This is a genomic window from Faecalicatena fissicatena, assembly GCF_016900595.1.
GTDB lineage: Bacteria > Bacillota > Clostridia > Lachnospirales > Lachnospiraceae > Claveliimonas > Claveliimonas intestinigallinarum.
On the sequence record NZ_JACLYY010000003.1, the window covers coordinates 67,342 to 81,502 of the forward strand.

Genomic DNA, 14,161 nt, shown 5'->3' on the forward strand with positions numbered 1-14,161 from the left:
GAAAATGACCGGATAAATACAGATTTCGGCGGAATATACAGGCTGGCTGTGGGAAATACTAACTTCTGATCAAGAGGAAGGAAGTGATTTTCTATGGCCGGCTTTTTTATTGCACTATTGTCGGGCGCCCTCATGAGTGTGCAGGGCGTATTTAACACCCAGGTCACCAAGACCACGGGGGAGTATGTGAGCAATGCCTGGGTGCAGTTCTCTGCCCTGGCGGTCTGTCTGGGGGTCTGGTTCTTTGCGGGGAGGGACAGCTTTGGGGCCATCGCCCGGGTGGAACCGAAATATATGCTCCTGGGAGGCGTCATCGGGGCGGGGATCACCTGGACTGTCATCCGCAGCATGGAGCAGCTGGGGCCTGCAAAGGCGGCTCTTCTCATCGTCATCGCCCAGCTCATCGTGGCCTATCTCATCGAGCTGGCAGGGCTTTTTGGTGTGGAGAAGGAGCCCCTGGAATGGCGGAAGGTGGGAGGCATGGCCCTGGCTCTGATTGGAGTTGCAATTTTTCAGTGGAAATAGTACAATGGCTTTATCTAAGCATAAGAGGGGTGTCCGCAGCTGGGATACGGCTGTAAAGGAGTAAATTATGCGTAGAAGACTGACAGCGGTTCTCTGGATTCTTGTGATCCTGACCGGCTGTTTAAACGGATGTGAAAAGAAGGAAGAGACCTCCGGCATAGAGGAGATCTCTCTGGAAGAAGACGGGGAGGAGGCCTCTTCAGGCGAGGAGGACTCCCCGGAGAAGACAGGTGAGGAGACCCGGGAGAAGGGGCAGGAGCCGGAACAGGAGACTGACGCCATCTTTGTCTATGTGTGCGGCCAGGTGGCCGCCCCGGGCGTCTATGAGCTGTCTGCGGGGGCCCGCGTGTACCAGGCCATAGAGAGGGCCGGAGGCACTCTGGAGGGGGCCAGCCCGGAGAGCCTGAACCTGGCCCAGCAGGCGGAGGACGGACAGAAGATCTATGTCCCCTCAAAGGAGGAGGCAGAGGCGGGCACGTTTCCTCAGGACGACTCCTGGGGGGCGGCGTCTTCTTCCCGGGAGCAGGGCGGAGGAAAGGTGAACCTGAACACCGCTGGTCTGGAGGAGCTGATGACCCTCACGGGGATCGGACAGACCCGGGCGGAGGCCATTATCACCTACCGGGAGGAAGAGGGAGCTTTCCAAGCGCCGGAGGATATTATGAAGGTGGACGGCATCAAGGAAGGCATCTACGAGAAGCTGAAGGATGAGATCACTGTGTGATGACAGAAGAAGAACAAAAAAGCTAAGGGAGACATTATGGGTTGGAAAGTATTGGTTGTGGACGATGAAAAACTGATCGTGAAGGGAATACGGTTCAGTCTGGAGCAGGACGACATGGAAGTGGACTGCGCTTACGACGGGGAGGAGGCCTTAAAGCTGGCCGCCGAAAATACATACGACATTATCCTCCTGGACGTCATGCTGCCCAAGCATGACGGCTTTGAGGTGTGCAGACAGATTCGGGAGTACTCGGACGTCCCTATCATCATGCTGACCGCCAAGGGAGAGGACATGGACAAGATCCTGGGGCTGGAGTACGGGGCTGACGACTATATCACCAAGCCCTTCAACATCCTGGAGGTGAAGGCCAGGATCAAGGCCATCATTCGCCGCACAGGGAAGAAGAAGGATCAGAAGGAAGACGGAAAGCTGGTGGTCAAGGGAGATATGAAGATTGACTGCGAGAGCCGCAGAGTGGTGATCGGTGATCGGGAGATTAACCTGACTGCCAAGGAGTTCGACCTTCTGGAGCTTCTGGCTACCCATCCGAATAAGGTGTACAGCCGGGAGAATCTGCTGAACCTTGTGTGGGGCTACGAGTACCCGGGCGACGTGCGCACAGTGGATGTACATATCCGAAGGCTCAGGGAGAAGATCGAGGCGCAGCCCAGCGATCCGAAATACGTGTACACAAAGTGGGGAGTTGGTTACTATTTCAGGGGTTAGATTATATTTCAGAAATCATTTTTTGAAAAGTCTGAAGTTTCGAATCATATTTCTTTTTATAGCAGTGGGGATCATTCCCTGCCTTGTCTTGAAAGCAGTTATCCTGGAAAGCTATGAAAACAGGGCGGTCGATGTGCGGACCGCCCAGCTGCAGAACCAGTGCACGATCCTGTGCAATCAGATCGGCGCCGGGGGATACCTGGATACAGGTCTCTCGGAGGTGCTGGAGGCTGAGCTGGAGCAGATGTCAGGTATTTACAATGGCCGCATCATGCTGATCAACAGTCAGTATCAGATCACGGAGGATACATATGACCTGGATACAGGGAAGATCATTGTGTCCGAGGATGTGATGCAGTGCTTTGAGGGGGAGGGAACGAAGATCTACGACCGGGACAACCAGTATATTGAGGTGACTTCTCCGGTGTTCGTCCCGGGAAGCGAGCAGGTGTCCGGCGTTCTGCTTGCCAGCGTGTCCGCTGACTCTGTCCTGGACGGCCTGAGCGTGCTGGGAGGCACAGCCTGGGTGGCTGTGGGAGTGACAGCCCTCCTGGTAGCAGCTCTCGCTGTCATACTGGGCTCTGTCATGGTCCGCCCCTTTGCCAGGATCACCTCCTCCATCGAGGCGGTCAGCGAGGGCTATGACACCAACTATCTCCACGAAAATGCATACACAGAGACAAGTCTTCTGTCTGAGGCCTTTAACAAGATGCTGGGCCGTCTGAAGATACTAGACGATTCCAGGCAGGAGTTTGTGGCCAACGTGTCTCACGAGCTGAAGACACCCATCACCTCCATGAAGGTGCTGGCGGACTCCCTGCTTGTGCAGGAGGACGCGCCTGTGGAGCTGTACAGGGAGTTTATGGCGGATCTTTCGGAGGAGATCGAGCGGGAGGACAAGATCATCAACGACCTTCTGTCCCTTGTCAAGATGGACAAGACGGCTTCCACTCTGGATGTGAAGCAGACCAACATCAACGAACTGGTGGAGAAGATCCTGAAGCGGCTTCAGCCCATCGCGGCGGCGGCCAACATCGAGGTGGTCTTTGAAAGCTTTCGGCCTGTAAACGCAGAAATTGACGAGGTAAAGCTTTCCCTTGCTATTACAAATCTTGTGGAGAACGCTGTGAAGTACAATGTGGAGGGCGGATGGGTTCATGTGTCCTTGAACGCAGACCATAAATTCTTCTACATCGAGGTGGCTGACTCGGGCATCGGCATACCGGCGGAGGCACAGGAGCACATTTTCGAGCGGTTCTACCGGGTGGATAAATCCCACTCCAGGGAGATCGGCGGCACCGGGCTTGGCCTTGCCATTGCCAGAAATGCGGTGGTTCTTCACCGGGGCGCTGTCAAGGTGTACAGCCAGGTGGGGGAGGGAACCACATTTACAGTGCGCATCCCCTTGAGCTATGTTGTCTGATCGCCTGGACAGGGAGATTGGAAGGAGGTTTCTGCATATGAAAAATCTGTACAGACCAGTGAAGAGAGCGGCAGCCCTGTCTGCGGCCCTTCTTCTGGCCCTGGGACTTCTCACCGGATGCGGTGGGGATAGGAGCGCCCCGAAGCAGGGAGAGGAGTATCTGCTCTATGTGGAGCAGGGAAGCGTGTCTCTTATGCCGGTGGCCTGGGAGCCGTCCGCAGGAGAAACCCGGGATATGGTTCGGGAGGCCCTTGAGGAGATGAAAGAGCCCGGGGCCCCGGAGGGGTATGTGAGTGCGATCCCTGAGGAGGTGTCCGTGGAGGTAAAGGATCTCCGGAACGGGAAGCTGGACCTGACCTTCAGCGACTCCTACAGCAGTCTCTCCAAGAAGAGCGAGGTACTGCTGCGGGCCGCTGTGGTTCAGTCCCTGACGCAGATCGAGGGCATCAGCAGGGTCCGCTTCTTCATAGGCGATCAGCCTCTCCGGGAGGCGGACGGGACAGAGACAGGCTACATGGGGGCGGAGGACTTTGTGCGAAATATAGGCTCTGCCCTGAATTCCTATGAGAAGACAGATCTGACTCTGTACTTTGCCGACGCAGATGGGAACAGTCTGGCGCGGGAGACGGTAAATGTGAGGTACAACAGCAATACATCCCTGCAGAAGCTGATCCTGGAGCAGCTCCTGAAGGGGCCCCGGACCCAGGAGTGCCAGGACACGCTGCCGTCGGACACGATCCTCCTGGGAGTTTCTGTAAAGGATGGCATCTGCTATGTGAATTTTGATGAGGGATTTCTCTCCCAGGATTACCAGGTCTCCCCGGAGCTGGCAGTCTACTCCATAGTGAATTCCCTTGTGGAGAACGGAGACGGGGAGGTTCAGTCTGTGCAGATCTCTGTGAATGGAGAGTCTGATATCAAATTCAGAAATGCGGTGGATCTGAGCCATCCCCTGGAGAGAAATCCGGATTTGGTGGAGGAAACGGAATAATATTGAAAGAAAGACGATTGTTTATTTTTTGCTCGCTCTTCCTGCTTGCCGCTTTTCTCGCCGTCCACCTGGGCGGAGACGTTTTCCTGGAGGAGCTTAGGGATCCCCCTGCCCGGGCGGCCTTTGAGGAGGGGGACACGGTCCTTATAGAAGGGCAGGTGTGGAAAAGGGAAGAGAAGGCAGATTACAATGTATTTTATCTAAGAGAGAATTCTATCACAAAGTCCGGCCGAACCGTGGGGGAGGCCGGCGTGATCTTATACGATCCTGATAAGACGGATCTTCGGACAGGAAATATCCTGCGCGCCAGGGGACAGCTCTTTTTCTTCGATGAGGCGCGAAATCCCGGAAATTTTGATCAGAAGTTTTATTATCAGAGACAGAACATACACGCAGGCCTGTGGACACAGAGCGTAGAGGTGACAGATGGCACCTTCTGGCGTCTGCGGGACGCTCTTGAGAGGTTCCGCAGAGCGTGGAAAGCCGCTCTTTTGGAGGCGGCGGGAGAGAAGGACGGCGGCATCCTGGCGGCTATGATCCTGGGGGACCGGCAGGGCATGGATCCGGAGACAAAGGAGCTCTACCAGGTCAACGGCATTGCCCACATCCTGTCCATATCAGGGCTACACCTGTCCTTTATCGGCATCGGCTCCTATCAGTTTCTGAGGCGCCGCACAGGCTCCTATCTGGTGGGAGGTCTTCTCGGCATTGGGTTTCTGCTGCTGTACATCCTCATGATCGGCGCAGGCGTGGCGGTGCTGCGCTCCCTTGTCATGTTTCTCATACGGGTGGGAGCAGATATGACAGGAAGGGTCTACGACATGATCACCGCCCTGTCCGCGGCAGCTGTGGTGGTCATCCTGTGGCAGCCCCTGTCCTTCTATGACGGGGGATTTCAGATGTCCTTCGGGGCGATCCTTGGGATGTGGCTTCTCGGCGAGCTGATCCGGCTGCCAGGAAAGAACCGGCAGGCGGAGGAGAACAGGAGACGTCAGGCAGGGAGCAGGGGCAGGCTGGCGAAAGCAAAGACAGGTCTGGTGCAGGCGCTGCAATCCAGCCTGGGTGTGCAGATGATCCTCTTTCCGGTCACACTGTACCACTATTTTGAGTTTCCCGTCTACTCTGTGCTCTTAAATCTGCTTGTGATCCCCCTCATGTCAGCCCTCCTTTTTCTGGGGATGGCGGGCAGCCTTCTGTACATGGCAGTTGAGCCGGCAGGGCTGGCGCTCCTCTGGATATCCGGCAGGATACTGGATGTCTATGAGGTCAGCTGCCGGGCTGCCCTTGCCCTCCCGGGGAGCCGCCTTGTGACAGGGCAGCCGGGGATGGATACGGTCTGGTTCTACTATGCGGCGCTGGGGATCACCATGGTTCTCTGGGCTTTGGCCAGAAGAAGGGAGAGGAAGGAGGACCGGCACTGCCCGCGGGAGAGGCGCAGAGCCTTCGTCCCTGTGCTGGCGGGGCTGGCAGTCCTGCTCTTTGCCGGGCCTGCCTCCCGGCTGGGCAGTCTGGGCCAGACGGAGATCACTGTGCTGGATGTGGGCCAGGGGGACAGCATTTTTATCCGGGCGGACGACGGAACCAGCATTCTTGTGGACGGGGGCAGCAGCGATACGGACCAGGCCGGCAGATACCGGATCGAGCCGTTTTTAAAGGCGAAAGGTGTGGGAAAGCTGGACTATGTATTCGTGACCCACGGGGACGGCGACCACATGAATGGGGTGGAAGAGCTGCTGGGAAGGCAGGAGATGGGAGTGAAGGTGTGCTGCCTTGTGCTGCCTGTTCCCGAAGTGTGGGATGAGAAGCTGCAGGCTCTGGCAAAGGAGGCTGAAAAGCGGGGCGTTCCCCTTGCGTTCATGGACAGGGGAGGTGCTCTGTCCTGGGGCAGCCTCACAGTGACCTGCCTCCAGCCCGGGAGAGGAGATGAGCTGATGCCGGGAAACGGGGCCTCCCTTGTGCTGGACGTATCCTGCGGTGCCTTTGACATGCTCCTTACAGGTGACGTGGAGGGGGAGGGCGAGGAGGTGCTGGCACAGAGGCTGGAAAAGACATACGATGTGTTGAAGGTGGCCCATCACGGCTCGAAAAATTCCACATCAGAGGAGCTTCTAAGGCAGGCATCCCCTGATGTGGCCCTTATTTCAGCCGGCCGGGACAACCGGTACGGACATCCCCATAAGGAGACGATGGAGAGGCTTTCGCAGGCTGGCTGCCTGGTATACCAGACGGCACGCAGCGGAGCTGTGACCATCCGGACAGACGGCAGGAAAATGAGTATCCGCGGGTTCCTGATCTGATTTCGCTGCCCCGGATGTTATCTTCCCTTGTCAAGACCGGCACAAATCGCTTATAATAGTCAACATGAAGAATTTAAATGAAGATATAAAGACCGGACAATTTAAAAACGTATATCTCCTCTACGGGGAGGAGGCCTACCTGAAGAAACAATACAAGCAGCGGCTCACAAAGGCCATCATCCCTGAGGGGGACACTATGAACTATTCCTACTATGAGGGGAAAAATACCAGTGTCCCGGAGATTATAGATCTGGCGGAGACCATGCCCTTTTTTGCGGACCACCGGCTCATTGTGGTGGAGAACTCGGGATTTTTCAAGACCGCATCCCCGGAGCTGGCGGACTATATTAAGACGATGCCGGACACGGTGATCTTTCTCTTTGTCGAGACAGAGGTGGACAAGCGGGGAAAGCTGTACAAGGCGGTCAAGGACAAAGGGCGCGTCGTGGAGATGGGCATGCAGGACGAGAAGACCCTCCTTCTGTGGATCGCCTCGGCTGTGAAAAGAGAGAACAAAAGGATCCAGGAGTCTACGGTGCGGTATCTGATCTCAAAGGCTGGGACAGATATGGAAAATCTGGAAAAGGAGCTGGAGAAGCTGTTCTCCTACACGGCTTTTAAGGATGAGATCACCATACAGGACGTGGAGGACATCTGCACGACCCAAATCACAAACCGGATCTTTGACATGGTGGACGCTGTGGCCAAAAAGCAGCAGAAAAAGGCACTGGACTACTACTATGACCTGGTGGCGCTGAAGGAGCCGCCTCTTCGGATCCTGGCCCTCCTGACAAGGCAGTTCCGCATCCTGCTGGAGGTGAAGGACCTGATGAAGAAGGGCCTCGGAAGGCAGCAGATTGCCCAGAGCGCGGGGCTACACCCCTACGTGGCTGGGAAATGTATGGATCAGAGCAAAGGATTTTCCGGGCGGCAGATCCGCAGTATACTGGAGGACGCCGCGGATATGGAGGAGGCGGCCAAGACGGGGCGGCTGGACAACACCATGTGCGTGGAGATCTTTATTGTAAAATACAGCGCTCAGGCATGACAGTGCGCTTGCGCAAAGCGGGGCAGTCATGCTATGATATGGGAGCTGAAATGGAATATTACTTACTATGGAAGGAACGATAGAAGTGGGAGAAATAGAACAGAGCAGAATTCGGAATTTTTGTATCATTGCCCATATTGACCATGGGAAATCAACCCTGGCGGACCGCATCATCGAGATGACCGGCCTTCTCACAAGCCGTGAGATGCAGTCCCAGGTGCTGGATAATATGGATCTGGAGCGGGAGAGGGGCATCACCATCAAGTCCCAGGCCGTCCGGACCGTCTACAAGGCAAAGGACGGTCACGAATATATTTTCAACCTTATCGACACACCGGGACATGTGGACTTTAACTATGAAGTGTCCCGGAGCCTGGCGGCCTGCGACGGCGCGATCCTGGTGGTGGACGCGGCACAGGGTGTGGAGGCCCAGACGCTGGCCAATGTGTATCTGGCGCTGGATCACGACCTGGATGTGATGCCGGTCATCAACAAGGTGGATCTGCCAAGCGCGGAGCCGGAGAGAGTCATCGAGGAGATCGAGGATGTGATCGGGATCGAGGCCCAGGACGCGCCCCTCATCTCCGCCAAGACAGGCCTGAACGTGGATCAGGTGCTGGAGCAGATCATCCAGAAGATACCTGCCCCCACAGGGGATCCGAAGGCGCCCCTCAAGGCCCTGATCTTTGACTCCCTGTACGACTCCTACAAGGGTGTCATTGTCTTCTGCCGGATCATGGAGGGGACAATCCGCAAGGGAATGTCCATCCACATGATGGCCACAGGCACTACCGCTGATGTGGTGGAGGTGGGCTACTTCGGAGCAGGGCAGTTCATCCCCTGCAATGAGCTGGAGGCCGGCATGGTGGGCTACTTTACAGCCAGCCTGAAAAATGTAAAGGACACCCGGGTGGGAGATACGGTGACAGACGCGAACCATCCCTGCAGCGAGCCCCTTCCGGGCTACAAGAAGGTGCAGCCCATGGTGTACTGCGGCATGTATCCCGCAGACGGGGCCAAGTATCCGGATCTGAGAGACGCCCTGGAAAAGCTGCAGCTCAACGACGCGTCCCTGCAGTTCGAGCCGGAGACCTCTGTGGCCCTGGGCTTTGGATTTCGCTGCGGCTTCCTGGGACTGCTCCACCTGGAGATCATCCAGGAGAGACTGGAGAGAGAGTACAACCTGGATCTGGTGACCACGGCACCGGGTGTTATCTACAAGGTGCACAAGACAAACGGGGAGGTCATCGAGCTGACCAATCCCTCCAACCTGCCGGATCCCTCGGAGATCGAATACATGGAGGAGCCTATGGTAAAAGCGGAGATCATGGTGACCTCCGAGTACATCGGCTCCATCATGGAGCTCTGCCAGGAGAGGCGGGGCGAGTACCAGGGCATGGAGTACATTGAGGAGACGAGAGCGGTTCTCCGGTATCACCTGCCCCTGAACGAGATCATTTACGACTTCTTTGACGCTCTCAAATCCCGGTCAAGGGGCTACGCCTCCTTTGACTATGAGATGCTGGGCTACCAGAGATCTGAGCTGGTGAAGCTGGACATCCTGATCAACAAGGAGGAGGTGGATGCCCTGTCCTTTATCGTCCACGCCGGGACTGCCTACGAGAGGGGCAGGAAGATGTGCGAGAAGCTGAAGGAGGAGATCCCCCGCCAGCTCTTTGAGATCCCTATCCAGGCTGCCATCGGAAGCAAGATCATCGCCAGAGAGACGGTCAAGGCTCTGCGCAAGGACGTGCTTGCCAAGTGCTACGGCGGCGATATCAGCCGGAAGAGAAAGCTGCTGGAAAAGCAGAAGGAAGGAAAGAAGCGGATGCGCCAGGTGGGCAATGTGGAGATCCCACAGAAGGCCTTCATGAGCGTGCTGAAGCTGGATGACAAATAAGAGGAGAAGCAGATGAAAGAACTGGAATTATATATCCACATTCCCTTCTGCGTCAGAAAATGTAAATACTGTGACTTCTTGTCCGCCCCCGCAGGCCGGCGGGAGCGGCAGGAGTATGTGGACAGCCTTTGCGAAAAGCTCCGGTCTTACCGGGACATCGCGAAGGCTTATCATGTTGTCAGCATTTTCCTTGGCGGGGGAACGCCGTCCATCCTGACAGGAGAGCAGATCCTGCAGATTTTTGCGGCCATCCGGGGGGCCTTTTCTGTGGACGGGGATGCGGAGATCACCCTGGAGTGCAACCCGGGAACCGTGGCCGGATCCGGGGCAGAAGAAATGGGACTTTCCCGGGAGAAGCTGAGGGTCTGGCGGCAGGCCGGCATCAACCGGCTGAGCATCGGGCTGCAGTCGGCGGACGACCGGGAGCTGGAGGCTCTGGGACGGATCCACACATGGAGAGACTTCAGGGACACCTACCAGGCTGCGGTGGAGACGGGATTTTCCAATATCAATGTGGATCTCATGTCCGCCATCCCCTTTCAGACAGAGGAGAGCTGGGAGAAGACCCTGCGGGCTGTGGCAGGACTGACCCCGCCACCTGCCCATATTTCCGCCTACAGTCTCATCATAGAGGAGGGGACGCCCTTCTATGAGAGGTATGGAGGTGGCAGGCACGCAGAGGAGCTGCCGGACGAGGACACAGAGAGGCGGATGTATGAGCGGACAGAGGAAATCCTGTCGGAGTACAGCCTCCATCGCTATGAGATCTCCAATTACGCCCGCCCCGGGTACGAGTGCCGCCACAATCTGGGCTACTGGGATCGCCGGGAGTATCTGGGCATCGGACCGGGAGCTGCCTCCCTCATGGGCGGAAGGCGCTGGACGGAAGGAGAGGAGCCGGAAACCCTCACCAGGAAGGATGCCATGGAGGAGTTCATGTTCCTGGGACTGCGGAAGATGGAGGGGGTCTCCCGCCGACGCTTTCAGGAGCAGTTTCAGGAGGACATGGATCAGGTCTATGGAGCGACCATAGAGCGCCTGCAGGGCCAGGGACTGCTAAAATCAGCCGGGGACAAGGTGCGGCTGACGAAGAGAGGGATTGATGTCAGCAACTATGTGATGAGCGAGTTCCTGTTGGATGGGGAGTAGGAGGCAAAAGTGGGAAGGGGGAGCAGACAGCGGCGGAAATCGTTGCAACAGAGGTTGTGACGGCGCAGAGCATTATGATGACGCCACAAAGAAAAAGTTCAGGAGCCCTTGCGGAAGCTCCTGAACTTTTTCGCTTTTCCCTATATATTTCCAGTCTTTCTTTTGTTCTATTTTTCGTGCTCACTCTGATATTTCAGCGCTGCCTCCACAAATCCCTTGAACAGCGGGTGGGGCCTGTTGGGTCTTGATTTCAGCTCGGGGTGGGCCTGGGTGGCTATAAACCACGGGTGGGAGGGGATCTCGATCATCTCGATGATGCGTCCGTCCGGTGACAGGCCGGAGAGCATCATGCCGTGAGAGGTGAGGTCATCCCTGTAGTCGTTGTTCACCTCATAGCGGTGGCGGTGACGCTCGTGGATCTCCTCCTTGCCGTAGAGGGCGTAGGCCTTGGAGCTCTTATCAAGCACACAGGGGTAGGAGCCGAGACGCAGGGTGCCGCCGATGTCCTCGATGCCGATCTGGTCCGGCATGATGTGGATGACCGGGTGCGTGGTGTCCGGGTCCAGCTCCGCGCTGTGTGCGTCGTGGAAGCCAACCACATCCCTGGCAAATTCCACAATGGCAAGCTGCATGCCAAGGCACAGGCCCAGGAAGGGGATGTTGTTCTCTCTGGCATAGCGGATGGCCTGGATCTTGCCGTCAATGCCCCGGCTGCCAAAGCCGCCGGGTACGAGAATACCGCTCACATCGCCCAGAAGCTCGCCCACGTTGTCAGGCGTGACAGTCTCCGAGTCCACCCACTTGATGTTGACGGTGGCCCGGGAGAAGATGCCTCCGTGCTTCAGCGCCTCCACTACGCTGATGTAGGCGTCGTGGAGCTGGATATATTTTCCGACAAGAGCCACTGTGACCTCTGTGTTGGGGCTCTTTAAGTAGTCCACCATCTCTGTCCAGTCCTTCAGATCCGGCTCAGGGCACTCCAGGTGAAGTGACTCGCAGACAACCTCTGCCAGGTGCTCTTTTTCCATGGCAAGGGGAGCCTCATACAGATACTCCACATCCAGGTTCTGGAGCACATGGTCAGCCGGCACATTGCAGAAGAGGGCGATCTTGTCCTTGATGCCCTGGTCCAGAGGATGCTCGGAGCGGCACACGATGATGTCAGGCTGGATGCCCATGCCCTGCAGATCCTTGACGCTGGCCTGGGTGGGCTTTGTCTTCATCTCCTGGGATGCCCGCAGGTAGGGGATGAGGGTGACGTGGATGAGGATGACATTTTCCCGTCCCTTCTCGTGCTGGAACTGCCGGATGGCCTCCAGGAAGGGCTGGCTCTCAATGTCGCCTACCGTGCCGCCCACCTCGATAATGGCAATCTCTGTATCCTTTGCGACAGGATTGCGGTAGAAGCGGCTCTTGATCTCGTTCGTGATGTGGGGGATCACCTGTACGGTGCCTCCGCCGAAATCGCCCCGCCTTTCCTTCTGCAGGACAGACCAGTAGATCTTGCCTGTGGTCACATTGGAATTCTTTGTGAGGCTCTCGTCGATAAAGCGCTCATAGTGGCCCAGATCCAGGTCCGTCTCCGCCCCGTCGTCTGTGACAAAGACCTCTCCGTGCTGTACCGGGTTCATGGTTCCCGGGTCGATGTTGATATAGGGATCAAACTTCTGCATGGTCACCGTATACCCTCTCGCCTTCAGGAGCCGGCCAAGGGATGCGGCTGTGATGCCCTTGCCAAGTCCCGATACTACGCCGCCTGTCACAAATACATATTTTACTGCCATAGTTTCCTCCTTTTGTCTGTCAGATGTTTCGTGGTTCATTTCTTTTAAAAAACATATTATATACCTTTTTCTTCCTGAAAAACAGTCTTTTTTTCATATTTTGGCTCGAAAGTTGCCTGTATAAACAATTTCTTAAAGATATTGATGTCCACCTGGCTGACCATGACAGAGGTGTGAAGCTGACAGCCCTTCAGCTTCGGCAGCTGCTCCAGAGCCAGCTGGGCGTTTCTGTCCGTGGCCGCGCTGACGGAGAGGGCGATGAGCACCTCGTCCGTGTGAAGCCGGGGATTGTGGCTTCCCAGGTAGTTGACCTTCAGCTTCTGGATGGGCTCAATGGCCTCCGGGGAGATCACGTGGCATGCGTGGTCAATGCCTGCCAGCTCCTTGAGCGCGTTCAGAAGAAGAGCTGCGGAGGCGCCCAGCAGGTCGCTTGTCTTTCCGGTGACGATCCTTCCGTCCGGTAGCTCCAGGGCGGCGGCCGGAGCCCCGGTCTGCTCCGCCCGGTTCAGGGCCGCGTCCACAACAGGACGGTCGTGGGCGGTGATCCCTGCCTGGTTCATGAGCATCTCGATCTTGAACACCTCCTCCTCGGAGCAGGCGCCGGCGATAAACCGGTCCATGGTGTCGTAGTACCGGCGGATGATCTCCTGGAGGGAGGCCTGGCGGCATACCTCATCGTCGCAGATACAGTTGCCGGCCATGTTTACGCCCATGTCTGTGGGGGACTTGTAGGGGCTCTCCCCGTAAATGCGCTCAAAGGTAGTGCGCAGGACCGGGAAAATCTCAATGTCCCTGTTGTAGTTGACCGTTGTCTCGCCGTAGGCCTCCAGGTGGAAGGGGTCGATCATGTTCACGTCGTTGAGATCCGCTGTGGCTGCCTCGTAGGCCAGGTTCACCGGGTGCTTCAGAGGAATGTTCCAGATGGGGAAGGTCTCGAATTTCGCGTACCCCGCCTGGACGCCCCGATTGTGCTCGTGGTAGAGCTGAGAGAGGCAGGTGGCCATCTTTCCGCTTCCCGGCCCCGGAGCGGTGATGACTACAAGAGGTCTGGATGTCTCAATATAATCATTTTTTCCGTAGCCCTCGTCGCTGACGATAAGAGGCACATTTCCCGGATAGCCGGGAATGATGTAGTGGAGGTACACGCGGATGCCCAGGCGCTCCAGCCGGGCCTTGAAAAGATCCGCGCTGCTCTGCCCGCTGTACTGGGTGATGACAACGCTCCCCACATAGAGTCCGGCCCGGATGAACTCGTCCCGCAGGCGGATAACGTCTGAATCGTAGGTGATCCCCAGATCTCCCCGCACCTTGTTCTTCTCGATGTCCCCCGCGCTGATGACAATGACGATCTCCGCCTGGTCTGCCAGCTGCTTCAGCAGCCGAAGCTTGCTGTCAGGTGCAAAGCCGGGCAGCACTCTGGAGGCGTGGTAGTCGTCGAAGAGCTTTCCGCCGAACTCCAGATAGAGCTTACCGCCGAATTTGTCAATCCTCTCACGGATGTGGGAGGATTGCATGTGAAGATATTTTTCGTTGTCAAATCCAATTTTCATTTGTCAGTTCCTTTCATTTATTTTCCCTGTAATATATGTAAAGA

General features: G+C 56.6%; 11 protein-coding genes. 9 read left to right on the forward strand and 2 right to left on the reverse strand.

Translation table 11 applies throughout. The features are described 5' to 3' along the window. The first annotated feature begins 93 nt into the window (after window positions 1-93). The 9 genes from H7U36_RS04080 to hemW all read left to right on the forward strand — a co-directional run bounded on the left by H7U36_RS04080 (window position 94) and on the right by hemW (window position 10,783). On the forward strand, window positions 94-525 hold the full coding sequence (locus H7U36_RS04080; RefSeq protein ID WP_033125071.1) for a DMT family transporter: 432 nt from the start codon (window positions 94-96) through the stop codon (window positions 523-525). 67 nt (window positions 526-592) lie between these two features. Continuing rightward, window positions 593-1,249: a helix-hairpin-helix domain-containing protein gene (locus H7U36_RS04085; protein WP_033125072.1), complete on the forward strand. Its 657-nt coding sequence runs from the start codon at window positions 593-595 to the stop codon at window positions 1,247-1,249. A 36-nt stretch (window positions 1,250-1,285) separates the two neighbouring features. Beyond that, window positions 1,286-1,975: a response regulator transcription factor gene (locus H7U36_RS04090; RefSeq protein ID WP_138303523.1), complete on the forward strand. Its 690-nt coding sequence runs from the start codon at window positions 1,286-1,288 to the stop codon at window positions 1,973-1,975. 88 nt (window positions 1,976-2,063) lie between these two features. Then, complete coding sequence (locus H7U36_RS04095) at window positions 2,064-3,398, forward strand: sensor histidine kinase (protein WP_243425720.1); 1,335 nt, start codon at window positions 2,064-2,066, stop codon at window positions 3,396-3,398. Window positions 3,399-3,435: 37 nt separating this feature from the next. After that, entirely contained in the window at window positions 3,436-4,389 is a 954-nt protein-coding gene (locus H7U36_RS04100) for a GerMN domain-containing protein (RefSeq protein ID WP_052083932.1), read from the forward strand. Between the two features lie 2 nt (window positions 4,390-4,391). Next, window positions 4,392-6,686, forward strand: a complete 2,295-nt coding sequence (locus H7U36_RS04105) for a DNA internalization-related competence protein ComEC/Rec2 (protein WP_081957974.1) — start codon at window positions 4,392-4,394, stop codon at window positions 6,684-6,686. 64 nt (window positions 6,687-6,750) lie between these two features. After that, complete coding sequence (holA, locus tag H7U36_RS04110) at window positions 6,751-7,734, forward strand: DNA polymerase III subunit delta (protein WP_033125074.1); 984 nt, start codon at window positions 6,751-6,753, stop codon at window positions 7,732-7,734. 85 nt (window positions 7,735-7,819) lie between these two features. Continuing rightward, window positions 7,820-9,634: a translation elongation factor 4 gene (gene lepA / locus H7U36_RS04115; RefSeq protein ID WP_307875386.1), complete on the forward strand. Its 1,815-nt coding sequence runs from the start codon at window positions 7,820-7,822 to the stop codon at window positions 9,632-9,634. Window positions 9,635-9,646: 12 nt separating this feature from the next. Continuing rightward, entirely contained in the window at window positions 9,647-10,783 is a 1,137-nt protein-coding gene (gene hemW / locus H7U36_RS04120; RefSeq protein WP_205155740.1) for a radical SAM family heme chaperone HemW, read from the forward strand. Between the two features lie 167 nt (window positions 10,784-10,950). Here the strand turns inward: hemW and H7U36_RS04125 are convergent, their stop codons facing one another. Continuing rightward, entirely contained in the window at window positions 10,951-12,567 is a 1,617-nt protein-coding gene (locus tag H7U36_RS04125) for a CTP synthase (RefSeq protein WP_191493192.1), read from the reverse strand. A 56-nt stretch (window positions 12,568-12,623) separates the two neighbouring features. Next, window positions 12,624-14,117, reverse strand: coding sequence for a DUF1846 domain-containing protein (locus tag H7U36_RS04130; protein WP_033125078.1), 1,494 nt, complete (start codon window positions 14,115-14,117; stop codon window positions 12,624-12,626). Between the last annotated feature and the right edge of the window lie 44 nt (window positions 14,118-14,161).

Coding starts and splice junctions, on each gene's coding strand:
- H7U36_RS04130 (WP_033125078.1), bottom strand. CDS start 14,117: ATGAAAATTGGATTTGACAACGAAAAATATCTTCACATGCAATCCTCC.
- H7U36_RS04125 (WP_191493192.1), bottom strand. CDS start 12,567: ATGGCAGTAAAATATGTATTTGTGACAGGCGGCGTAGTATCGGGACTT.
- H7U36_RS04100 (WP_052083932.1), top strand. CDS start 3,436: ATGAAAAATCTGTACAGACCAGTGAAGAGAGCGGCAGCCCTGTCTGCG.
- H7U36_RS04090 (WP_138303523.1), top strand. CDS start 1,286: ATGGGTTGGAAAGTATTGGTTGTGGACGATGAAAAACTGATCGTGAAG.
- H7U36_RS04080 (WP_033125071.1), top strand. CDS start 94: ATGGCCGGCTTTTTTATTGCACTATTGTCGGGCGCCCTCATGAGTGTG.
- H7U36_RS04085 (WP_033125072.1), top strand. CDS start 593: ATGCGTAGAAGACTGACAGCGGTTCTCTGGATTCTTGTGATCCTGACC.
- hemW (WP_205155740.1), top strand. CDS start 9,647: ATGAAAGAACTGGAATTATATATCCACATTCCCTTCTGCGTCAGAAAA.
- holA (WP_033125074.1), top strand. CDS start 6,751: ATGAAGAATTTAAATGAAGATATAAAGACCGGACAATTTAAAAACGTA.